Genomic DNA, 22,859 nt, shown 5'->3' on the forward strand with positions numbered 1-22,859 from the left:
CACGGTAAAACTACGGGAACATTCCGAGTCCAAAGTTAATTTTTGTTCGCGGATTTTTCCGGCACTTGTTGAGGCGGTCGTTAGGGGTCGAGGGGGGTGGGCCGCCCTCTCACTCGCTGACCCTTCCGCAATCACTCCGTTTATTCATCCGCTTTTGCATAATCGTAAGCTTCCGTTTATGCAACGTTATGCACAGACTTGTGCACAAAAGCCAGATACTAGACACTAGTCTGATCCGCAAACCCGCGCCCAGCCTACGTTTATGAACGATGTATAATTACGTGTTATGCATCGCATATACATTTCCAATTAATAACGCGTACAACCCGCGTTGCTATGCGGATTACACCCGTTACCCACTGGAAAAATATACGGTCATTTCCCGGTGTCTTTGCCCTTCCGTATTCACACGTTATACAGCGTCATTCACCGAGGAGTGAATAACCCTTCGTACTGTGACGTGGTGAATTACGAAGGCAAAACGAAAAATTTCGAAGGGTCACGCGCCAGGAGCGCGCAGTAGATGTAATTGACGTCTTGTCAACCGCAGTACATACGCACTCCATCGCGTTCCTTCATATAATGACGCGCTAAACACACGCCATCTATACGCTTTACACTCCGCGTCTAGCTTGGTACTCCGCAAGCTTACGGTCCAGCTCCTCACGGTCAAGCGTAGTCGCATCCGTCTTGGTAACGTCGATCTTCTCCGTCAGCATCTCCGTCATAGTTAGTAGCAACTTGGCAGCCGCTGCGTTCCGGTCCTCGATAGCTGCTTGCGCCATTGCGTCGGTCACTGCGGGTATTCGATCGAGTACATTACGCGTAATCTGTTTCTTTAGCTCACGTTCGAATAACGGATCTTTCATCCAGTCATACAACGCTTGGCGGCTAACGCCTGCTTCCGTTGCGATCTGCTCCATCGTAATGCCTGCGCGCTTAGGCTGCGCGAGATAGTTAAGAGCGATGAGGTGATGCGTCTCTAGGCGTTTAAGCGCCATAAATACCGTCTCCTTTACGTGAATAATGCGAGTCTCCTACGCTCAGGCAAGGCGTAAGAGATACCGCGCTATTCTTTTGATCTTGCCAACATGAGTCTCTTCTTCGAGTTATCTTCATGTATAAGCACAAACAAAAAGACAAGCTCAGGCTTCCGCCCTCGCGCTCACATCTTTCGATGATCGCACCTGCTTGTCAGTACTTTGTATCTTATTGAATTGATAACGCGCATAAAGGTATACAATCCTATTCGTCCCGCGAGGTTTAGTTTGCGAAGCAAAATCAACCGAAGCGGTAATGTTTTATAAATCTGTATCGGTAAGTCTTAATACCGTAAGTATATATACAACGCAATATTTGCCGATACCGGTCCGCAATTATTTCCGTTACGAACCGCAACTTTTTCCGTTACGTACTCGTTCCTCGAATAGTCGCTTGCGTAAGGCACTCGCTTCTCTCCGTTGACTGGTCGCTTTCTGTCTCATCTCTACGTGCTCTCTCGCTTCTGGGAACCGCTCAAAGAACGTATCCTCGTCCGTTATCGCAGGCTTAACGATATACACATCATTACCGTGCGTGGGATGGCGCGCTATCTCGACCAATTCCCGTTCAGCAAGGACCGCCTTCACCTTCGTAACAGTACGCTCGCTGCAGTTGAGAGCGGCCGCTATGTCCTCAGATGACGGAAATGCGTAACCGTAGTCTACGTTGTACTGAGAGCAGAGGTACGCATAGAGAAGCGCGTGCTCCGCTTTGAAGTCCGGCAGACGCGTGTACAGTCGAAATATTGAGTTAGGAACAATCGTAAAATCTCGCGTAGGTTCAAACGGCTTCCGCCCGTTTCTCTGCTCCGTTGTCATTTGTTTGTCCTCCATTTGTTGTGGTGTATTCCGTGATCGCTTGGCGAAGGGATTCCGTATTATTGAAGATAAACACGTTCCGTTCCGGATAATTGCGATTTTGGCCTAGCCTTTTCAGGACGAAACCGCGCATCATCAAGTAGCCCGCGACACGTTGCGATATCACTACGAAATCGTTATGCACTCGCTACACCTCCGTGACCGTATAGATTTATGAATTGTCCGCTGTGCGGAATCTGACGATATTCTCCGTTGTCTAGCTCGGCCTGACCGCTTTCGGAAACCTGCAGTATACGTTTAATCGTGCTCTTCTTACCCCAATAGAGCGGATTAACGTACGATGCCAGCGCCATAAGCTCGCCAGCTTCCTTCTTAGTCTTCGCGTATACTACGATCGTCTCTCCGATGCTATTAATATACGAATAAACTTTATCAGCCGCGGGGCGAACTCGCTTTTCCGCTCTAATATCCACGATAACATCGCGAACCATCTCCCGGAGCTCATCACGTGAGATACCGAAGACTTTAGCGGGGAACGTTTCGCGCGATACCTCGATCGCGGCTTTTGTGAGAAACTTCTCGTAGCTCTCCGGACTCAACCGGTCCAGCGTTGCGAAATCTACGCGTTTCTTAACGTAAAACTCAATGTGCATCCACAATCGTCTGATATCGGCCATGTTATCGTCTCCTTAGCGTTGGATTAACGTAAGGGCGTGCGGAGTATACCCGCATCATTCGTAGCCTTAGCGTGGTGGAAAAGTACTCTCCCCTTATTGCCCGTAAAGTAAGGCGTTTTGGTACGTTTTCTATTGAATTATTTTCTTCCCTTGTAACGTATAGCCGCAAAACGACTCAAAATACAAGGTAGTCCACATAATTACTTTCCCCTTATTGCCCGCGAACTCAGGTGAATTATCGTGTTTTCACTTCCTCGATGTATATAGTCATGAAACTGCACAAAAAACAACCTTGCTAGAAAATAATTTACTCTCTATACTCTAGGTCCGGAGAATGAACAAAATATAGGGTATCTTGCGGATTTCCCTTCATAATGTATTGGTTTGACGGGGGGCTTTTTACAACCTATATCAGTAGAAAATTTACCCAAAGGGTATACCGCCTTTGTTAGCGCGGCATTGGCTTGGCTTTACTTGATTGAACTTATGATGTAAAATCAATAATGGGTAACCCTAAATACATCCCTCTGTAAGTTCTAAATATACCGTCAACGTGCGACATGTAAAGAGCCACGATTGAAAACTTTTTTTCTAATCCGCGTCAATCTCCTCCTCGCAGCATCATAAGAAAGCTCACTAATCTCTTTTGCCCTCTCTCCGGACATCACATAGCATTTTTCCTTCGTCAATCCGTACTTTGTCATCTCACCCGCTATCATATCCTTTTCCGCAACTTCGGCCAGTTTCCGTAAGAACTCAGCCTGGCGCCCACCTACCCGTTGCCATACGGTCTCTTCCGCAATCTCTGCGCCCAGAACTGTTCCGAGCGGCGTCATAAAATTGGGACGTACCATGCGATCCGCGCCACCTTTCCGGAATCTACGCAATCCGTTTCTTTTGGCCTGCGCGTCATAATAGCGCGTCATTAACGATTGATTGACGTATTTAACAATCTCCTGGTCGGAGCGCGTGACGTCTACGTACCGGAGAACGTGTTTCAGCGCCGCCTCCATATCGACCATCACCTCGGATCTGATCTGCGACTCTTCGCGGCGAGCGGCCTCTTCTGTCGGCACAATCAGCGATAATACGAGGCTGTATAGGCGTAGATTTGCAACTGATCCGAGCTCGTTGTACGTACGCGTGATCGCATCGTCTGATATGCGCAACCACTCCAGTAGCTCCGCATTAATGTCGTACTTGTAGATGTGTTTCTCCCAGTCGACGGGCTCGAAAGGTATATTTAAGCCCAAATCGATGTATAAAATAGAAAGCTGCCGGTTGAGTTCGTCATATGCCCACCTAATAGGCTCCCGAACGTACCATGCGTGTTTAACCGCTTTTTCCCGGATCGCACGTATTCGGTATGATATATACTGATGGGGATACGCGAGCTCTATGGAGACATCGTTTCCCTCTACAAATCGGTAACGTCGCGTTGGATTTTCGAGGAAGTCCGTCTCATCCGCGTCTTTCATAATGCGTTCAACGATCGCGATATCTCCGTTGTGCTGGTACGCTGTGATTCCGTCTTTTAGATTCATACTGCGCCTCCTCTATAGTAGGAAAAACGGGGCCGCACGATGAAAGTACGGCCGGAATACGGATTACTGCGCTTTAGGGTTTAATATGAGTTTTGGAAGTTTCCGTGGTGCCTGAGCTTCTGGAAATAGCGAAACCACCTGCGCTTGTGGTTTGAGTGGAGATTTACGTTCTGGCTTGACTCCTCCGTAGAAAAACTCGATCAAGGCATCAATCCCCAAGGGTGTCACCTTCACTCCTAATCTTGAGACACTCTCGTTTTGGAATGCAGGATACACCTTAAAGTAGCTTTCGTATCCTTTTCGCGGTAAAAAGACATCGTCTACTTTCTTTTTAGATAAAATATCATTATCCTGGAGCCATCTGCGTAATCCTATGGCAGACATTCCGCCTAAAAACTGCTTCCCAACTGTTGAGTAGGAAGCGCAACCGTCCGAGTCAAGAAATGCATCGTACTTATCCGCTTTAGGCTGCATTATGGTTAATTGCTCCCCTTGCTCCGTTACCTTTTCCGCAAGTAACGATCGCTCTTTCTCGATACGCTCCGTTTCTTCGCGCTCCTGAATCCAACGTTTGGCCCGCGCAATAGGATCGTCGATCGCGTAGGAAGGCGTGGAGAGTTGGCGGAGTTGTTCCCGCATGCGATTAAACTCTCCGATGTACGTTTCCTTAAATCGCGCGGCTTCCCGGCCTGTGTACCCCATTACTAAAAAGGAAAACCCGTCTTGAGTAATGATGTATTTTGGATAGGTCCGCCCCCTCTCATTTGTGTAAGTTGACTCCTGAAAATTAAGGAGTGAGAATTCTGGGCTACATTCCATTCCCCTGATATCTTGAATAACGTTGTCATGTCTCTTACCAAATACGTCTGCGATCGTTAAACTGTCTGTCACCAGCATCCTGTTCTCGATAAACACCAATTGTTGATTTGCTAACATGTACATCTCTCCCATTCAATTAGTTTGGTGTTGACGTAGTGCTATATGTTAACGGCGCGATGGCCGGCAATCTAAATTAGTGATTGGGGTTGACTTTTGATTAGAAACACGATATAATTAAGGTGACAAGTGAAAAGATCGGATTATTAGATAAAAAATAGAGTCTAATCCTCAGTATAACACACTTTTTTTGATGTGCAAGGGGATTTGTCTATTTTTTTTTGTTTTTTTTTCAAAGGACGTAAGTTACTACGCCCCTCACCCTTTTCACCGTGAAACTCCCTCCTCCCCTAAGTCCCCCATCATTTCGGCCACACGCTCCCACAAGTACCTGCTCTCTACGACATTCTTCATAACATTAAAGTTACTTCCATACACTTGACCTTGCCAAAAAGGATCATTTGGATTCAAAGTGTCATGTAAAATTTCTTCGGGGATAATAACTACTCCCTTCGAGTCTAAATATCTCATAAACTCTCTCAACTTACTGACATAGATTAGAGTTTCTCTCATACGGGATGTTGTCGGGTTGCCTAAAATCTCCATTTCATCGTCCGATATTCTGATTTGTCGTACCTTCCTTTTTCTCTTTTCCGGAAGGGTTGGTCTGCCAGCTTTACTACTATAGAAGAAAGGCGTGTATCCCCGATCACGATACGCTTCCCACTCTTTTGTTAGAGTTGCTGACGTAGCTGGATTATCACGTAATATCTCTAATATGGTCTTTTTCTCTTCACCTGTTTCCTTGTGTATGCTCTCTAAGCTCTTTCCTGCAAAGAACTGGCGCACAACATTCTCAATTAAATCCAATAGACTCACCTCCCACTACTGTACATACAATATTATCTAACCTTGATTGATGTATATACAATAATACCACGTCATATAAATGTACGTACAATAATTAATTTTCAAATTATTTCTGCAGAAAAACGAAACCTTGTCCGTTATCTTGCGTATTACTGGATATAACAACGGAAGAGAGCGCGCCTATGCGATAGCCAATCGCCGCTCCCTCCGCTTACACTCGATATATGTGAACGCGCTGCCTGAACGAAGGTTGCCGCCTTCGTGCCGCGGAATATTCAAAGGAAATGCCGGAATAGTTGGCGCTAGACCGGCGAGATGTACCGAGCAATTGGCGTTACTCAGCGATTAAGCGTCCGCATAGCGATTCTCCGATCGGCGTCGGGAGATACGGACAAAACAAATTAAGCGATTAGCAGTCGTATATCAATCCAGTTACCACCTGCAGTTCGAACATATAAACGTTTATCGATGCGTTTACCACAGACATAGCGCGTCATTAGGCTACCGCAGTTGGTGACGGCATAACCTCGGGTACGTCGAAAGAAGTATAGAAAACGTAGGCCATATATTCAAAAGCGCTCATATTGCGGATTTTATCAACAAATTCAGCAGGGGTTTCGTTCCATTGAAAGACGATCGTAGCGTCGTTACAGAGGTAAACGTTGGGAGCCTGCGTAGGTTTGACGCGGGCGATTTCTACGTAACCAGGTCTTTCAGGATCATAAAGGACAGCAGTATCAGGCGTGGCGAGGATTGCGGGAAAGGTGTAAGGATCTTCGGGGATAATGATGTGATTTACCGTGCAAGTTGGGTAAGACGTGAGAGTCCCATTCGTATTTGCCATATCTGTACCTCCTGCATTTAAAGTCTGCACGACTATTATTTATGCGGATACCCGCGACCGTCCGAGCCGAAAGGCCCGTTGGTTTCGCCCTGTTCCGCTAAAACAGGCGCTCATCAGGCGGTATGTTACCGAAGAGATTCAAGTTTAAGGTTCAGATCTCCGCGATCTGGAGTCCACAGCAAGACATCGAGCAGAAATTGTAGACCATCCATTCCGCACAGCTCGGTTATGATTGTTTCGATAAGTTCGCGGACGTCCGTACCTTCGACGTTATTGGCGATTATCATGCCGCCTGAATCTCCATCGATATACAGGTGCTCCATGTGCGGCGTCTTATGAACGTGTCTGAGCCAAAGTTGACCATCGTCAAGAATGAAAATGTGGCGACCGTTTAATACATAACCTTCGTATAGCGCGTATTGGTGCTCCTCATCAAAAGGGCCGAGTACCATAGAAGCCAATTCAAGACTGATCGGCGCGCTCATCACATCACCCCGCGATATTCAAAGTCTACTGAAACAACGTCGGAAGCCGTTACGTTAAGTCCCGACAGGCTCGCGTTACTAACCGCCTTCTCAACTGCGCGGGAGTGAACGGTGCTATCCGGAAGCGGTTGCGGACTGTTGAGGTAAAACGTCCGTGTGGTGCTCGCGATACCAACGACACAACGGTAGATGTGGACGAGCTGGCGCATCATGCTACGATCTCCTTTGTGATTAGAATCAGACAATAGACTGCGCGGAGTAGCTTCAAAAACCTCCGACCATAGGCGTTCGATTCGATGTTGTTAGACGTAGTTTGCGTATTGTTAACAGTAAGTTGCATGTTACGTTTCCTCCCTGCGGATTAGTTTATTTAGTAGTTCCATTGCGCTCATGTCGCGGATATTATCGATAAGGCTGACGTCATTTATCGGAAGATCGAATATTATGGAGCCACTGCCGCCAGTAGTGACGTATTCTACTCCGTCAAAACCAACGCGCTCCAGTATGACGAGATTATATGTAGGGTCAACGTATAGCGCGTGGCGATCGTCGATTAAGGTGCCTTCGTATTCGATGCGATAGTTGTCGTCGCCGTCTGCGATTTTAGTGACTACGGTGATTTTCGGCATGCTTGCGTTCCTCCTTGCGTGAATGTTATTGCTTAACATGAAACCGTTTGGTACGATAATACGTATAAGTTGTTAACAGGTTATCTTGTTATCTTGTCAACTAGTTTACTTGATTACAAATATACATCCACACGTTAATCTTGTCAACTAGTTTACTACATTATTTTTTTGGAGGAATTTTTGTGGCTATTCGGTTCTCGCTAGATAAGATAATGAAAGAACGCGGACTTGAGCAAAAAGACGTGGTTCAAATTACTGGAATAAACCGAAACACAGTGAAAGCTCTTGCATTGAATGCTAACGCGAGGATTGACTTTCCGACATTAAATACATTATGCGTAAAGCTCGGCGTACTGCCCGGTGATTTAATTGAATACATAGAGGAAGATAACGAAGAGGACCGTTAATACTGCGGTCCTTTCATCTACCATCTCCGATTTTATATTGAAGAATAAGAAAGGAATTTTTACTATGCTGAATCGGACAATTGTAAATCCTGAGTATGAAGCCTTATTAAAGGAAATCAGCAGAGTAATCGAACAATGTGTGGACTTTGGGGGTACGGTTTTAGAGACGATCCAAAAACACCCCATAAACGAGTACACTGATTCAACTGTCTACTTGCTGCTGAGAGATTATTTAGAGTATCTTGACGGAATTTCAATTCTAGTTAGAGGTGGAAATACGGAGGCAGCAATCCCTATTATTCGCTCTATGTTTGAGCATTTTTTATCAATAAGATTCATTCTTAGTAAGCATTCGGCTGATCGAGCAGCTTCCTACCATGTAGCACACATAAAATCCAGAATAAAGCTGCACAAACAGTTTTCCAAAGAAGAGATCGGAAAATTTCAAAAAATGCTAAAAGATAGTGATTACTCATTCACTCTAACCGAAGTAGACGCGACAGAACAAATTCAAAACTTAAATACTCTTTTAATGGGCAAATACAAAAGAATAAATGATGAATGGGAGGAGACTCGCAAAAGAAACAAAAAAGAAAAAAGCGGAGGAAAGACCCCTAATTGGTACTCACTATTCAACGGACCAAAAACACTGTACGAATTAGCTGCCCATTTAAAAAAATTACCAGAATACGAATTACTTTATAGAACTTGGTCGGCAAAAGCACATGCGAACTCAGCAATACATAGTGTATTCTCGACGGGATACACCAAGCCACTAAGAACACCTGAATCTTTAAAAACTGTGAGCACTTGGGCCTTGACTTGGAGCTTTACTTTATTCGAAGAAATACTCAATAAATATCGAAAACGGAAGAAACAGACGCATGCCTGGTTTTATATTTACTTGAGAAAGACGTACATGAGAATAACCAGTGGAGAAGACCTAATAAAAATCATTCAAGAAAAATAGAATCTGACCTGCCAACACTTACCGCCTCACCTCGGCTTAGCCACGCGCTATAATCGGAGTGAGGTGTTTTTATGTTTATTAGTCCGATGTTACTCGAAAAGGCGGACGCACCGTTTTCGGATTCGCGCTATCTGTTCGAGCCGAAAATCGACGGCCACCGCCTAATATTTTCGCAAACTGACGGAGAAGTCCGTTTATATACGCGTCACAATAACGATTGCACGCGGCAGTATCCCGAAATTGCTGCAGCCCGCTTCGATCACGACGTTATCCTTGACGGTGAAATCGCGTGTGTTAACCCGGCGAATGGCGTCTCGGACTTTGAGGCGGTAATGTCCCGCTTCTCCGCGCGTAAAGCCGATAAGATACGCAATCTCACCGTAACAAACCCGGCCACATTCGCCGTATTCGACGTGCTACGGTATAAAGACGCTGATGTACGGAGCTTACCGCTAATCGAGCGCAAGGACATTCTCGCGGGTCTGACGATGCCTAACGCAAGCATGGGAGTAGTTCCTTACGTTGAGGGCGCCGGCGAAGCGCTATTTACGCAAATTGAAGCGCGCGAAATGGAGGGCGTAGTCGCCAAACGCAAGGACAGCGCGTATGTAAGTCGCCGCTCTCCGGATTGGCGCAAGATTATTAACTGGACGTATGCCGACGTATTCATTACGGGATATCGGAAAGGTGAGTTCGGATGGCTTGCGGGAGTGGCGGACGAATCCGCTAAAGTACGTCCTGCCGGCATTATCGAGTTCGGCGCGTCACCAACGCATAAGAAGGCGTTCTATGGCGTGAGCAAATCGATCGTATCCGGCGAGGACAGCGAGTTTGTGTACGTTGAGCCACGGATTAGAGCTCGCGTTAAGATGCGGAACTGGACCAAAGCGGGAATGCTGCGGACTCCGGTATTCTGCGAGTTTATAGTTTAGCGGAAGAGGCCGGAGTTATTACGGTCTTTTTAAGTGTCCCCTAGATCAACTAAGCAGAGGTATTAGTCTCTTCGTGACATTGGAGGAACCTTCGTAAATCTCCTCTAGAGTACTTAGTACAGGTCTTCTAATGTCGACGAAAACTATGTCATTGGAGAGATTGATTTCCATATTTATAACTGCTGGGTGGTTATCTAGATCTTCGCTCGTAATTTGACTCCCACCTAAATCGAACAGAACAGTACCTTTTGGCATTACAAAGGTAGAGTCCTTCATGATAATTGAAGTTCCTCCAAATTTGACATGAAGGTCTTTCGCGTACAAAGTTTCCTGGTTTGATTGCACTGTAAGATGTCGATGCTTGCTCCCATTATTAAGATTACGTAGCGCGTATATCCATGTTTTGTTGTACGGGGTACTGAAGCACTGTGCGTCTCTCAGAACATCAACAATATCAGGAGAATTCTTTTTCAAATCCGGAAAGGTATCCTTCACAGCTTTGTTGAAGCTTTTTCTCGTGGGTTTGGAGGGAAATTGAACTTTGTGCTCCAGGTCTTTTACTCTGTCTTCAGAGAGTCCTGGTTTACATTTTTCGGTAAAGATATCCCATGCTAAATAATCGAGTGCTGAGCGACAACTGTTCAGGAAGTCATTTGTGTCTCCTGGAAGCTCCGGGTCAATCAAACCAGACTTAAGCGAGGAATTATACCTTTCTGAGACAGTCTTCAATTGTTTCTCAGCTCTTTTTAATAATACAATTGCATCAGCTATCGAACGTCTCACTTCGCACCTCCCGCATATTTAAACGTACAGACTCCGCGCATATAACGTTCACCCTTTACCGCAACGCTCATTTCCGTAATATCCTCGATCACACCGCTGCCAACGAGCTCCGCGCCGATAAATATAACGATGGGCGTCCGGTCCATTTGCGCGGTATAAAGTTGGATATCGGAGGCTAGCGGACGTAAGAGCCGCGACTTGGAGCGTATGAAACGTTTGTTAGTGCGCATATAGACGTAGTCCTTTCGTTGTGGATTACGTAAATACTTCGACAAAATGGCGGAAATTTCCTGCAAATCTGTTAAGAACATTGGTCTAGATTCTAGGTTTGTAGCACATCAGTAGAGTATTCATTTGACTTAGGACTAATAAGAATAGTATAATCCATAAAAAGATTTCTTTTTAGATTTCTTTATAGATATCTTTTAAGCCTTCTTATTAATTTTTTTAAACGGAGTGTTATTAAATGAATAAACCTACACCTGATTATATAAGAGACGTAGCTGTTTCTATCCTACGTGATTTTGAAATGGGCATAAAGCAATCAGACCTGTGGCGTGAAGTGGAAACATTTTTAGTCGACTCTGATTATGTAGTGAATCAGCATACAATTAAAAATGCATTATGGGATTTAGAGGCGCACAGAGATGTTTTGAAGGTGAAGAGATCGTCTAATAACGTTGAGTTGTTTCCTATTAGAGATGATCAAACTGAAGAATACGATTATGACGAAGCTTGGGAAGAGTCTGTTAATGATAGAGCCATAGGTTCATTACGTAACCTATCAGGTATGTTAACAGCAGTATCAGTTGAAATTCAAAACTCAAGCATTCGTGCAAAATTAGCAGAAACACAGTCTTTTTACATGAAACATTACTCTCCGGAGGCGGTTGAAGCAATAACAAATTTAGAAATAGCACTTGAATTAATGGAAAAAAGCTTCAACAAATTCAAAAAATTAAAAGGGGAATGGAGCATAGATTCAAGAAAGATTCAACCATGAAATTAATTCATAAGCGCGCTTGGAAGGAGGTGAATATAAATGAGTACATATGAGTCGCTAACGGTTATGCTCAACTTTGGGTCACTAATTCTAACTCTACTTGCCTTTATCATTTCAATTTTAGCTTTTATGAACGCGAAAAAGCGGTAGCCTCCCGACCAAGAGCAGCTACCGCAGTCACTATTCAATAATTATCTTAACTCTTGCTCTCAACAGACGCAAGACCTAAGACGTAGTTATTCCGTAGCTACGTCTTTTCTTTGTCTAATCCGGTTGTACCGTCTCAAAAGGCCGCTCGCCGCGCAACCGCTCAGGCACCGTCGGGTCAACGTATTGATCCGTATTCAATCCGAGATACTTCCGCATTAAAACGCCAGCCTCCGCCGCCATCATCGACCACCGTATCCGCATCTCCGCTTGGTAGCCGCGACATTTATAACGCGCAGTTACTCCGTCGCCGTCCGTCACCTCTTCGTAAACTTTGATGCCGCGTTGGCGGAAGCCTTTGCGTACCTCGTAGATGTCTGCGGTGAGTTTGCGTTGGGCCTCCGCAATTGCGTCGACATACGGGCCGGGCGTCTTGAGCGTTGCGTTGATGAGCGCGATATCCCGTTCGAATGCGGATAATACGCGCGGGAGGATGATATGCGATTTGATTAGCGTGAGGTCTTCGTTATTCATATCGATCATATTCCGTTTCATCTCCGTTTGTAGAACGTTTGTTCTTAGTATAGCGCGGAATCGGCGGATTATACAAGCGGACTAAAGTTCCCCACGTGGGGCTGTACCAGACGCAACATTTCTGCGCGGTTGCGGATCGCAACTCTCAGGGGCGATTTAACCGTGTTCACAATCGCAGACATTGACGAAAATCCATTTTTATGTATTATAGTGCAAATAAACATTACCAATTCGAGGCGCCGCGCAATCAGTTAGATATACCCTATTGACTTTTTCTTCGGCATGTGTATAATAAAGATCTTTTAAAGACTTTAAAGATTTAAGATCTTTTACTCAGTTATTCACTACGTTCATAACTTCGTACGCCCCGATAACAAGTGATCGTGTCGTAACAATGGGCATCACACATAGAATAGCGCGGCAGAACTAAAGAAAAAGACAATACGGTCCGCCTCGCCGCCCCTCCCATCGAGCCCCTCCGTATCCGCCTCGTGGAATATCCGTAAAATTACCGTGGAATTAGACGTTCAAATAGAGTGCGAGGGTATTCGTTAGGGTCGACGTATGTACGCCGTAATTTCACGTGAATTTTACGGGAAGTGCAAAGAGGCTAAAATTCTTGCGAAGGCATTAACGGCTGGAAACAACGGATTGATATCGTATGTATAATAGTGCAAATAGAGATTGAGTCACCCCTTCCGCTTAGTCTTTCGCGGCTTATTCAATGGCTTGATTATATCGTTAATTGGCGCGTAAAGTTCATGCTGCGCCTTCAACGCCTTATCAGACGGATTTGTATATTTCATAACCATCCGCATGTCTGCGTGACCTAAAATGCCAGCTAGATGGCGTAGATCTCCTCCATTTTCAATAAATAATGTGGCCCCGGAATAGCGGAACAGGTGGGGAGTAATTCGGATGTTAAGGCCTGCTTTCTTCGCGTGTTGTTTGATACGGTCGCGCAGTCTCGTTGGATTTAACCTGGAGCCATAATTATTAAGAATTAGATATTCGTTATCAAAATCCGCGTTCTCTTTAATTAGCTCTTTAATTAGACGTAAGGTACGCTTTGATACGGGCACATAGCGTCCACGCCTCGTCTTAACAACGTTCTCATCAAAGTAGATCATTCCGAGTTTAAAATCGATATCCGTTTCCCTTATCGACAGTAATTCGCCAACACGTCCAAATGTATCAATTAGTATGTACATAGCTACAAGATCCCGGAGGCCCGCGTAAGTCTTCACATTGGGTGCATCCAGTAGTAATTGCATTTCCTCAATCGTAAGTATTCTCACTTTCTTTTTTGGTTCAGGTATTTTACCTATCCTCGCGGTAGGGTCAAAGTCAACCACTCCCTCCCTAAGCAGAAAAGTGAACATGGTTTTGAGCATCTTCATCTTCGTATTAACTGTGACCGGAGACAGACCGATCGTCTTTTCTGCGTCTGACTTGTGCGCATGGCCCTCGAATCGAGGTTTACTATGTAGCATCCAATGCATGTATGAACGCAAGACATCGGTAGTGATCGCGGTAAATGACCGCTCTAAGTCGTTCATAGCCAAGTAATCGCAAAAATGGCGGTAATACTCATCGTATTGTTCTAACGTACGCGATGAACGGCCCTCCGCTGCTTTAGCGTTGCGGTAAATTTCAAATAAATCATCAAGCTGCTTGTCAGCCCCTCTAACACCTCTCACAAATTTATACTTCTTTCCTGTTCTTATGTCTCCCATGCTGCCTCCTGTTTATTCGCATCCCAAAAAATCAGACCTTTTCTGTAGCTTACCAAAGTATATACTCCATCTTTTAATAAAAGTTCTCTAAACAACAGATATTCGATATCGTTTATCGTATTCTAAATAATAATAAAATAAAAGCGCACATCCCCGAAGAGACGCCCGCCTGATTGTTTGTATTTGTACGCACATTGCGTTATTATGTTTATCAGCTAAATGACCGATAAGTTTACGCTAAATTAGCGCGTGGAATCCAACAGTTTAACGGAACAACGACCGCATAGTTTATCGGAACCCCGCGACCAACGGCCGATAAGTTTACGCGAACAATCGTTCTAGTCACCGTCTGGAAACGTTGATCCACCAGGCTTTCAAGACACCTTATGCTCGATTCTCAGCTTGTCGGCAACCATAGCGATAAATTCGGAGTTCGTCGGTTTCGACTTGCTGATGTTGATCGTGTAACCAAACAGGTGGCTGATGCTGTCGATGTTTCCGCGTGTCCAGGCCACTTCAATCGCATGGCGGATGGCCCGTTCAACGCGGGACGGCGTTGTTTTGAATTTCTCGGCAATCGCAGGGTACAGCGTTTTGGTAATCGCACCCAAAATTTCGATATTGTTATATACCATAGTGATGGCTTCACGCAAATACTGATATCCTTTAATATGCGCAGGAACGCCGATTTCATGTATGATGGACGTGATGCTGGCATCCAAATTTTTGTGTTTGCCCATTGGCACCACATTGGATTTGTTGGTCATAAACATGGATGAACCACTGTTCGTGCTTGAAGAGACGGTTGTCTGGGATCCTACAAGCTGGCGAACCCGGTTAGCGAGCACTTCCATGTCAAAAGGTTTGAGGATGTAATAAGAAGCTCCGAGCTGCACGGCACGCTGTGTGATGTTCTCTTGACCGAATGCCGTAAGCATGATCACTTTCGGTTGTGGATTCAGGTTCAGGTTGCGCAGACGCTCCAATACACCAAGCCCATCCAGATGAGGCATAATAATATCCAGAATCAATACATCCGGCACATCACGGCTTTGCTCCAACAACTGCAGTACTTCTTCCCCGTTGTAGGCAATTCCGGTAACTTCCATATCTTCCTGTTCGGATATATATTCGGCAAGCAAATTCGTAAATTCACGATTATCATCAGCCAGCAATACCTCGATTTTTTGCAAAACGGTATCCTCCTTTGGTTTAACCACTGTTTCGTACATTTCCTTACAGGTTAAATTTTCGACACAGGCGAGGAAATTCCTTCTGTCGAAAATTATTTTTCTTTATTTTTTTTTCGCATTGCTTTATAATAAATATTTTATTTCATTATGTGATAATTATCTTTTCGATTCGACAAAAAATCTTAAGGCGGTTTACCCGGCCTTAAGATTTTTCGCTTTTTCCTTTTTGATCATCACACCGGCATCCTGTAACATCCACTCGATGAAACAGCCGTAACCTGATTTAGGATCATTAACAAACACATGTGTCACGGCGCCAATGAGCTTGCCATTCTGAACGATTGGGCTGCCGCTCATTCCCTGAACGATCCCACCCGTTTTATCAAGCAGCTTAGGATCTGTAATGCGAAGCACAAGCCCTTTGGTTGCAGGCTCCGATTGATCAGCCACATGCACAATATCGATCGCGAAACGTTCAACCTGCTGACCCTCGACAACAGTCAAAATTTCTGCCGGTCCTTCCTTCACTTCATGTGAGAAAGCGACAGGAATTCCTTTGGTGTATAAACTGTGATCGGGATTGTCAGACATCTTACCAAATATGCCAAAAGCCGTATTACGCTCAATATTGCCTAATATTTTGCTTTCTTTAAGAAAATGTGCACGTTTTTCACCCGGATCTCCGGATTCACTTTTGGATATAGATGTCACATTCGACTGAACAATCTGTCCACTGCCTACAACAATGGATGTTTGAGTATTCATATCCGTAATCACATGCCCCAAAGCTCCATACACGCCTTGGTCTGGTGCATAGAACGTTAAAGTACCTACTCCAGCCGCAGAATCACGAATGTACAATCCAAGCCTCCAGGCCTGATCTTCGGCATCGTATGCTGGTGTAAGTCGTGTTTTAACGGTTTCCTTCCCTCGCTGCAATACCACATCGATCCCTTTTTTACTTTTACCCGCTTGCTCTACAGCTTCAGCAACGCCTGCAACGCCATCCAGACGTTTGCCATTCATATGGGTTATCAGATCCCCAAGTTTAATGCCTGCTGTTTCTCCTGGAGAGACTCTTTGGTCTCCTTCAGCACGGACCAAGTGATGACCTACAACCAAAATCCCAGCGGACTTTACTTTTACGCCAATGGTTTGACCCCCGGGTACAACTCGCAAATCCGGAATCACGTTCACATTAACCGTTTTGACCGGAATTTTGCCCCACAGCTTCAAGGTTAATTTCGCTTGTCCTGTCTGCTGGGGATGAAGATGCAATGGCTGCTGCTTCGTGACATGCACTGCTTGCTCCTGTCCATCTAGACCAACAATATCCGGTCGGTCTACAACGGCGCTGGAAGAAGCCGGTACAGCGAGTCGTACATCTGCTTGCCTGCCTGCAAATACCTGCAATTCGTCAGGTAAGGAGGCATAACTCTGCACAGGCTGAATGGCCTGGCTGATTACACATAGAAAGAAGGCAAATAAAAGACCTAGCAATTTCTTCCTGAGGGGGGAATTCAATGGCTGTCACACTCCCTTTGCTTCTTTCGCTTGACGAAAGGTGGTCGCCAATTGCGTACCTATAAGATAACCTTGCCCCCAGGCTTTTATTACTGTCAATCATTACGCCGGTCGCTCGTTTCCTCCTTTTTTGGCTTCCGCCAAATTCAGCATTTCCTGTGCATGATGCAATGTTTTTTCTGTAATTTCAACACCGCCGAGCATACGTGCCAATTCCTTCACTCTGCCCTCGTTTGACAGCGATTCCACCTGCGTCATTGTACGCCCGTCAACGACATGTTTTTCAATGAGGTACTGATGATCTGCCATACAAGCGACTTGTGGCAAGTGTGTAATCGAAAATACTTGGCAGGTTGAGGATAAACGGAACAGCTTCTCTGCAATGGATTGTGCTGCCCGTCCGCTAACTCCTGTGTCAACCTCGTCAAATATGAGGACGGGAATTCGATCGTGACGAGCGAAAATACTCTTCATGGCAAGCATCATTCTGGATAACTCACCACCTGATGCAATTTTACCTAATGGGCGAAGCGGTTCACCCGGATTCGGGGAGATGAGAAATTCCGCATTGTCGGCTCCCTGACGACTGAGCCGGAGCCTGCGCCCGTTCCATTCAATCCCCTTCGGATCTTCTGAAGGCGTAATTTGTACACGCAGCGTTGTACGCTCCATTTGAAGATCCTTCAGCTCACTCTCCACCTGAGCAGCAAGTTCATCGGCACACTGCTTGCGTACCCGGCTCAGATCCTCTGCAGAATCCATCACCAGAACCAGAAGCTTGTCACGCTCAGCGCGCAGTTTCTCCAGGCGCTCGTCCTTGTTTTCCAGCTGGTCTGTTTCATGGCTAATCTGCTCATAATAATTCAAAATAAGGTCAACACTGTCCCCGTACTTTCGTCTTAGACCAGAAATCAAGTTTAAGCGCTGCTCAACCTCCTCCAGTCGACCGGGGTTAAACTCTATTTTTTCACGGTAATCCCTTAATTGAAATGTAGCATCCTCCAATTGATAAAAGGCCGACTGCAGCTGTTCCACGATTGGCTGTAGTCCTTTGCTATCGTAACCGGAGATATCTTCTATCCGGGAGAGGGCGATGCTTACTGCCTCGAGTCCACGCTGACCACTGAGCAGATCATATGCACCGGCAACGCTGTCCATCATTTTCTCACTATGGGATAGCTTGACCCGTTCTTCACCAAGTAATTCATCTTCACCACTTGTTAACCCGGCAGCAGCAATCTCCTCCAGCTGAAAACGATACATGTCCAGCAGCTGATAAGCACGCTGACTTGACTCCTGAAGGGCACGCAGTTCTTTCTCCGCAGTAATGAACCGGCTGTACCTTTCCTGATATTCCGACTTCACTGGACCAATGACAGCTGCTCCGTAGGTATCCAATAAGCCCAGATGGCTTTCAGCACGCAGCAAACTTTGGTGCTCATGCTGACCATGAATATTAATCAATTTCTCTCCCACTTCACGCAGCATCGTCAGATTGACCAACTGACCATTGATGCGGGATGTGCTCTTACCCTGTGTATTCAGCTCCCGTCTAATAACGAGGTGTTCTTCAGGTTCACAATGAATCCCAAGCTTCTCCAGTGTTTCCCACACCGGATGACCCTGTTCCATCTCGAACAATGCCTCCATCTCCGCTTTGTCACAACCGTAACGGATCAGATCGGCCGAACTGCGACCACCTGCGATCAAACCGAGCGCATCAATAATGATTGATTTACCTGCACCGGTTTCCCCTGATAACACATGAAACCCTGCGTGAAATACTACATCCACTTCTTCTACAACAGCCAGATTACGAATCGATAATGTAACTAGCATTGGCCAAAGCACCTCCGGATGACAAACTCAGCAATTATGTTTAAAATCGGATTTTAAGAAATGTAACCCATAATTCGATCGATAACCGTCACACTATTATCTTCAGTACGGCAGATGATGAGAATCGTATCGTCACCACAGATCGTCCCCATAACTTCAGTCCATTCAATGTTGTCCAGCAAGGCCGCAATGGAGTTCGCCGTTCCTGGCAGACATTTCATTACCACCAGATTGTTGGTATGGTCAATATGGAGAAAGTTATCCACTAATGCCCGTTTCAACTTCTGGATTGGATTATAACGCTGGTCGGTTGGCAATGAGTACTTGTAACGACCATCATCCATTGGAATTTTGATCAACAGCAATTCTTTAATATCACGGGATACCGTGGCCTGTGTCACCTGAAAACCGGCTTGACGCAGTGCTTCAACCAGATCATCCTGGGTTTCTATTTCATTCTGACTAATAATTTCACGTATCTTAATGTGTCGTTGTCCTTTCATACATGCCTCCAGTTTAAATAGTTACCATTGATTCCTAGCTCAGATCATCCCCATCATATACATCTTCCTCATAATCCATCAAACGGATGATCTTTACGCTGGATTCTTCCGTATCCACGTACAATATACCTTCACAACCTGGATACAACAATAAATAGTACAAAAAGCGATCCCGAATGCCAGGACCTGTGAATTCCACCGGCTGTCTGCGCCTTGCCGTCTTGACCAAATACCTGATCTCATCACGCTCGGCAACATAATCAACGAACAACCGACTATAATAAACGGATTCATTGACCTCAAAGGCGAGCGGTATCTTCATTTTGCCTCCGATGACTTCATACCCCTCTGCTTCAAGCAGATCAACAACCGGGGAATGCGGTATGTCGGAATTCAGCTGCATGCCTGACAAACTTACCGGTACCGGTCGATTCAGCCAATTACGCAAACCGTAAAAGAGCCATATGATTAAAATGACAGCAAGTACACCAATAACGATTGTGTCGGATTGCCCATTCATCATCGTTCACCTCGAAGACTTATTCGAGGTCCGGCAGTCGATCTCCTGTTAATAGGATCACCTTTCCAGCGAAAAGAAACTCATCCTATGATGAGTTTCCCGTAAAAGTATGAGCGGCTTCCATAGCAACTTGATGGGCAAGTGCATCGAGTGAAGCCAGATCCTTCTCTTGTTGTGATGCATCCGGTTCTTCCAGACGCCAATGAGCGAGAAATTCGATATTGCCCTCTCCACCGGTAATAGGCGAGAAGGTTAAACCCCGAAGATTTAAATCAAGTTCATTCGCGAAGTGAAGCATGGTTTCCAGTACTTCCTTGTGCACTTTTGGATCTCGAACAACACCAGACTTACCTACCTTCTCACGTCCTGCCTCAAATTGAGGCTTGATCAATGCTACAATATCTGCCGGCTGCTTCAGAAGAGCAAGCAAGGGCGGCAGTATAATTCGCAGCGATATGAAGGATACATCAATGCTGGCAAAGTTTGGCTCAGGTCCAATTAAATCCTCAGGCGTCACATAACGAAAATTGGTTCTTTCCATCACGGTGACCCGGTCATCATTGCGTAATGACCAGTCCAGCTGGTTGTATCCTACATCAATGGCATAAACATGCGATGCACCATGTTGTAATGCACAATCCGTAAATCCACCCGTTGACGAACCAATATCAAGCATGACCAGACCGTTCATGTCAAGATCGAAGTGTTTAATCGCTTTTTCAAGCTTCAATCCACCCCGTCCCACATAAGGATGCACCGAGCCTTTAACCTTTAGTTCAGCTTCCCGCGGTATTTTCATGCCTGCCTTTTCAATTCGTTCATTGTTGGCATACACCAGTCCAGCCATGATTGCCGCTTTTGCCTTCTCACGACTTTCATAATAACCCTGCTCGACCAGCAGAACATCAATTCGTTCTTTCGGGAGTGACATGTCTTTCTCCTATCATATAGTTAATTCATTTATTTAGGTAAAGCATTCCATTGATCAAGAAGGAAAGCGGGTTCTGGACATGCCGTAAGAGGTTTGAGCTGCCAAACTGCGCAGCTGCACACATACGTTGTCCACCGTAAGCCCAACTTCAGCCCGTTGTTCATTGATGCTGCCATGTTCAATGAAGCGATCCGGAATCCCCATAAGATCAACATGTACATCATGCAGACCCTGTTCAGCATAGAACTCAAGCACTGCGCTGCCCATACTGCCTGCTTGAGAAGTTTCTTCAAGCACAATCAGTTTGGTACCACGAATCGCGAGATCACGAAGCATTTGTTCATCCAGTGGCTTGAGGAAACGTGCATTGATCACTCCGGCTGTAATGCCTTCCTTTTTCACGGTTTCAGCTGCTTCTTCAGCAATTTGAACCATGGAACCCGAAGCGATGATGGCATAACCTTCAGATGGTCGCAGCTGTTCCCAAGTTCCGATTGGAATCGGTACGAGCTGCTCATCCATTGGAACGCCTACCACATTGTTTCGAGGATACCGGTAAGCAATAGGTCCTTCGTTATAATCAAGTGCTGTTTTCATCATGTGACGCAGTTCATTCTCATCCTTCGGCATCATAAGTACAATGTTAGGAATGTGTCTCATAAACGCCACATCATACACGCCTTGATGCGTCTCTCCATCAGGTCCAACAAATCCCGCACGGTCAATGGCAAAGATCACATTGGCATTATGACGGCAAATATCATGCACGATCTGATCATATGCCCGCTGCATAAACGTAGAATATACGGCAAAGACAGGCTTCATGCCTTCCATGGCCAGTGCAGCACACATGGTTGCCGCATGCTGCTCTGCAATCCCTACATCAATCATGCGGTCCGGGAATTCCTTGCTAAATGGAATAAGCCCCGATCCTGTCGGCATAGCAGGCGTTACAGCAACGATACGCTGGTCTTCTTTCGCAAGTTCAACCAGTGTCTGCCCGAATATTTCGGTGTACATTGGTTTGCCCACGGCCTTGAGTACCTGACCGGATTCTATTTTATAAGGTGAGATACCATGCCATTTGTGTGAGTCTGCCTCCGCTGGCTGGTATCCTTTGCCCTTGGTTGTGAGAACATGAACGAGAACGGGTCCCTCCACGTTATCCGCTTGTTTGAACGTCTCAATTAATTTGGGAATGTCATGTCCATCGATGGGTCCCAAATAAGTGAAGCCGAGTTCTTCAAACAAAACACCCGGAACCATCATATATTTGACGCTATCCTTAATCCAGCTTGCCGATTTGGCCAAACGGTCTCCAATGGCAGGAATCTTTTTGAGCATTCCTTCCACATCATCTTTGGCTTTTAGATAATGGCGATCAGAACGGATTTTGCTTAAGTATTTATGCATCGCCCCAACATTGGGCGCAATGGACATTTCATTATCATTCAGAATGACCATCAGTTTTTTCTGCTCATGGCCAATGTGGTTAAGTGCCTCAAAGGCCATACCACCTGTAAGAGCTCCATCACCAATCATGGCAATAACCTGATTATCTTCACCCTTCAAATCACGTGCAAGCGCCATACCCATGGCAGCAGACAAGGATGTACTGCTGTGTCCAGCCTCCCATACATCATGCTCGCTCTCATTACGCTTGACGAACCCGCACAATCCATTGTGCTGACGCAATGTATCAAAACGGTCCATGCGCCCTGTAAGAATTTTATGCACATACGCTTGATGCCCTACATCGTAAATCATTTTGTCTACCGGACTGTTATAACAGTAGTGCAGGGCTACCGTGAGCTCAACCACGCCTAAATTCGGTGCCAGATGCCCCCCCGTTACGGACAATTTCTCAATCAGAAATTGCCGAATCTCTGCGGATAATAAAACAAGATCATCCGGAGACATCGATTTTAGATCACTGGGTTGTTTAATTTGTGGAAGCAGCACGAGAATCTCCCCGCTTTCCTAGATTGTTTGATTAAGTGGATAACACTTTTTAAACTGAATTTTATTAAATCACATTAAATCATTATAACAT

Annotated in this window: 26 protein-coding genes; 5 read left to right on the forward strand and 21 right to left on the reverse strand. The window is 45.5% G+C overall.

Annotation, left to right across the window (positions count from 1 at the left end):
• Positions 1 to 614 precede the first annotated feature (614 nt).
• The 10 genes from F4V51_RS19175 to F4V51_RS19215 all read right to left on the reverse strand — a co-directional run bounded on the left by F4V51_RS19175 (position 615) and on the right by F4V51_RS19215 (position 7,784).
• Entirely contained in the window at positions 615 to 1,001 is a 387-nt protein-coding gene (locus F4V51_RS19175; RefSeq protein WP_153979262.1) for a phBC6A51 family helix-turn-helix protein, read from the reverse strand.
• Between the two features lie 384 nt (positions 1,002 to 1,385).
• On the reverse strand, positions 1,386 to 1,859 hold the full coding sequence (locus tag F4V51_RS19180; RefSeq protein ID WP_162009958.1) for a helix-turn-helix domain-containing protein: 474 nt from the start codon (positions 1,857 to 1,859) through the stop codon (positions 1,386 to 1,388).
• Entirely contained in the window at positions 1,822 to 2,043 is a 222-nt protein-coding gene (locus F4V51_RS28755) for a DUF5659 domain-containing protein (RefSeq protein WP_162009959.1), read from the reverse strand. Before F4V51_RS28755 ends, F4V51_RS19180 begins: the two co-directional genes overlap by 38 nt.
• Positions 2,036 to 2,536, reverse strand: coding sequence for a hypothetical protein (locus F4V51_RS19185; protein ID WP_153979264.1), 501 nt, complete (start codon positions 2,534 to 2,536; stop codon positions 2,036 to 2,038). The genes F4V51_RS28755 and F4V51_RS19185 overlap by 8 nt, the downstream gene beginning before the upstream one ends.
• A gap of 548 nt (positions 2,537 to 3,084) precedes the next feature.
• Positions 3,085 to 4,080, reverse strand: coding sequence for a hypothetical protein (locus tag F4V51_RS19190; protein WP_153979265.1), 996 nt, complete (start codon positions 4,078 to 4,080; stop codon positions 3,085 to 3,087).
• A 63-nt stretch (positions 4,081 to 4,143) separates the two neighbouring features.
• Complete coding sequence (locus F4V51_RS19195; RefSeq protein WP_236146599.1) at positions 4,144 to 5,016, reverse strand: Rha family transcriptional regulator; 873 nt, start codon at positions 5,014 to 5,016, stop codon at positions 4,144 to 4,146.
• A 267-nt stretch (positions 5,017 to 5,283) separates the two neighbouring features.
• Positions 5,284 to 5,826 carry a hypothetical protein gene (locus F4V51_RS19200; protein WP_153979267.1) on the reverse strand — a complete coding sequence of 181 codons (543 nt, stop codon included), beginning with the start codon at positions 5,824 to 5,826 and terminating at the stop codon, positions 5,284 to 5,286.
• Between the two features lie 496 nt (positions 5,827 to 6,322).
• Positions 6,323 to 6,670, reverse strand: coding sequence for a hypothetical protein (locus F4V51_RS19205; protein ID WP_153979268.1), 348 nt, complete (start codon positions 6,668 to 6,670; stop codon positions 6,323 to 6,325).
• 125 nt (positions 6,671 to 6,795) lie between these two features.
• Positions 6,796 to 7,155 (reverse strand): hypothetical protein, encoded by a 360-nt coding sequence (locus tag F4V51_RS19210; RefSeq protein ID WP_153979269.1) that lies wholly within the window; start codon positions 7,153 to 7,155, stop codon positions 6,796 to 6,798.
• A 341-nt stretch (positions 7,156 to 7,496) separates the two neighbouring features.
• Positions 7,497 to 7,784: a hypothetical protein gene (locus F4V51_RS19215; protein ID WP_153979270.1), complete on the reverse strand. Its 288-nt coding sequence runs from the start codon at positions 7,782 to 7,784 to the stop codon at positions 7,497 to 7,499.
• A 182-nt stretch (positions 7,785 to 7,966) separates the two neighbouring features.
• Here F4V51_RS19215 and F4V51_RS19220 point away from each other — a divergent pair, with 182 nt between their 5' ends.
• The 3 genes from F4V51_RS19220 to F4V51_RS19230 all read left to right on the forward strand — a co-directional run bounded on the left by F4V51_RS19220 (position 7,967) and on the right by F4V51_RS19230 (position 10,093).
• The gene (locus F4V51_RS19220; protein ID WP_236146600.1) at positions 7,967 to 8,191 is read left to right on the forward strand and encodes a helix-turn-helix domain-containing protein; all 225 of its coding nucleotides are present in this window, start codon (positions 7,967 to 7,969) and stop codon (positions 8,189 to 8,191) included.
• A 64-nt stretch (positions 8,192 to 8,255) separates the two neighbouring features.
• Positions 8,256 to 9,161 (forward strand): DUF5677 domain-containing protein, encoded by a 906-nt coding sequence (locus tag F4V51_RS19225; protein ID WP_153979271.1) that lies wholly within the window; start codon positions 8,256 to 8,258, stop codon positions 9,159 to 9,161.
• A 71-nt stretch (positions 9,162 to 9,232) separates the two neighbouring features.
• Positions 9,233 to 10,093 carry an ATP-dependent DNA ligase gene (locus F4V51_RS19230; protein WP_153979272.1) on the forward strand — a complete coding sequence of 287 codons (861 nt, stop codon included), beginning with the start codon at positions 9,233 to 9,235 and terminating at the stop codon, positions 10,091 to 10,093.
• Between the two features lie 45 nt (positions 10,094 to 10,138).
• Here the strand turns inward: F4V51_RS19230 and F4V51_RS19235 are convergent, their stop codons facing one another.
• Together F4V51_RS19235 and F4V51_RS19240 are read right to left on the reverse strand one after the other, a co-directional pair.
• Positions 10,139 to 10,876, reverse strand: coding sequence for a hypothetical protein (locus tag F4V51_RS19235; RefSeq protein WP_153979273.1), 738 nt, complete (start codon positions 10,874 to 10,876; stop codon positions 10,139 to 10,141).
• On the reverse strand, positions 10,873 to 11,106 hold the full coding sequence (locus F4V51_RS19240) for a hypothetical protein (RefSeq protein ID WP_153979274.1): 234 nt from the start codon (positions 11,104 to 11,106) through the stop codon (positions 10,873 to 10,875). The genes F4V51_RS19235 and F4V51_RS19240 overlap by 4 nt, the downstream gene beginning before the upstream one ends.
• Positions 11,107 to 11,342: 236 nt before the next feature.
• On the opposite strand from F4V51_RS19240, the gene F4V51_RS19245 reads away from it, so the two are divergent.
• The gene (locus F4V51_RS19245) at positions 11,343 to 11,879 is read left to right on the forward strand and encodes a hypothetical protein (protein ID WP_153979275.1); all 537 of its coding nucleotides are present in this window, start codon (positions 11,343 to 11,345) and stop codon (positions 11,877 to 11,879) included.
• Between the two features lie 39 nt (positions 11,880 to 11,918).
• Entirely contained in the window at positions 11,919 to 12,029 is a 111-nt protein-coding gene (locus F4V51_RS29140) for a putative holin-like toxin (protein WP_143023579.1), read from the forward strand.
• A gap of 114 nt (positions 12,030 to 12,143) precedes the next feature.
• Here F4V51_RS29140 and F4V51_RS19255 read toward each other — a convergent pair whose 3' ends face one another.
• From F4V51_RS19255 to dxs, 9 genes are all read right to left on the reverse strand, one after another.
• Positions 12,144 to 12,569: a YhjD family protein gene (locus F4V51_RS19255; RefSeq protein WP_153979276.1), complete on the reverse strand. Its 426-nt coding sequence runs from the start codon at positions 12,567 to 12,569 to the stop codon at positions 12,144 to 12,146.
• Between the two features lie 680 nt (positions 12,570 to 13,249).
• Positions 13,250 to 14,296 (reverse strand): tyrosine-type recombinase/integrase, encoded by a 1,047-nt coding sequence (locus tag F4V51_RS19260; protein ID WP_153979277.1) that lies wholly within the window; start codon positions 14,294 to 14,296, stop codon positions 13,250 to 13,252.
• 374 nt (positions 14,297 to 14,670) lie between these two features.
• Positions 14,671 to 15,489 carry a sporulation transcription factor Spo0A gene (gene spo0A, locus F4V51_RS19265; protein ID WP_095290453.1) on the reverse strand — a complete coding sequence of 273 codons (819 nt, stop codon included), beginning with the start codon at positions 15,487 to 15,489 and terminating at the stop codon, positions 14,671 to 14,673.
• 192 nt (positions 15,490 to 15,681) lie between these two features.
• The gene (gene spoIVB, locus F4V51_RS19270; protein WP_153979278.1) at positions 15,682 to 17,013 is read right to left on the reverse strand and encodes a SpoIVB peptidase; all 1,332 of its coding nucleotides are present in this window, start codon (positions 17,011 to 17,013) and stop codon (positions 15,682 to 15,684) included.
• 102 nt (positions 17,014 to 17,115) lie between these two features.
• Complete coding sequence (gene recN / locus F4V51_RS19275) at positions 17,116 to 18,852, reverse strand: DNA repair protein RecN (protein WP_153979279.1); 1,737 nt, start codon at positions 18,850 to 18,852, stop codon at positions 17,116 to 17,118.
• A 53-nt stretch (positions 18,853 to 18,905) separates the two neighbouring features.
• Positions 18,906 to 19,355, reverse strand: coding sequence for a transcriptional regulator AhrC/ArgR (ahrC, locus tag F4V51_RS19280; RefSeq protein ID WP_095290448.1), 450 nt, complete (start codon positions 19,353 to 19,355; stop codon positions 18,906 to 18,908).
• A 34-nt stretch (positions 19,356 to 19,389) separates the two neighbouring features.
• The gene (locus F4V51_RS19285; RefSeq protein WP_236146601.1) at positions 19,390 to 19,878 is read right to left on the reverse strand and encodes a hypothetical protein; all 489 of its coding nucleotides are present in this window, start codon (positions 19,876 to 19,878) and stop codon (positions 19,390 to 19,392) included.
• A gap of 82 nt (positions 19,879 to 19,960) precedes the next feature.
• Complete coding sequence (locus tag F4V51_RS19290; protein ID WP_153979280.1) at positions 19,961 to 20,806, reverse strand: TlyA family RNA methyltransferase; 846 nt, start codon at positions 20,804 to 20,806, stop codon at positions 19,961 to 19,963.
• 54 nt (positions 20,807 to 20,860) lie between these two features.
• Complete coding sequence (gene dxs, locus F4V51_RS19295; protein WP_153979281.1) at positions 20,861 to 22,768, reverse strand: 1-deoxy-D-xylulose-5-phosphate synthase; 1,908 nt, start codon at positions 22,766 to 22,768, stop codon at positions 20,861 to 20,863.
• Between the last annotated feature and the right edge of the window lie 91 nt (positions 22,769 to 22,859).

This window comes from Paenibacillus xylanilyticus (genome assembly GCF_009664365.1).
GTDB classification, from domain to species: Bacteria; Bacillota; Bacilli; order Paenibacillales; family Paenibacillaceae; genus Paenibacillus; species Paenibacillus xylanilyticus_A.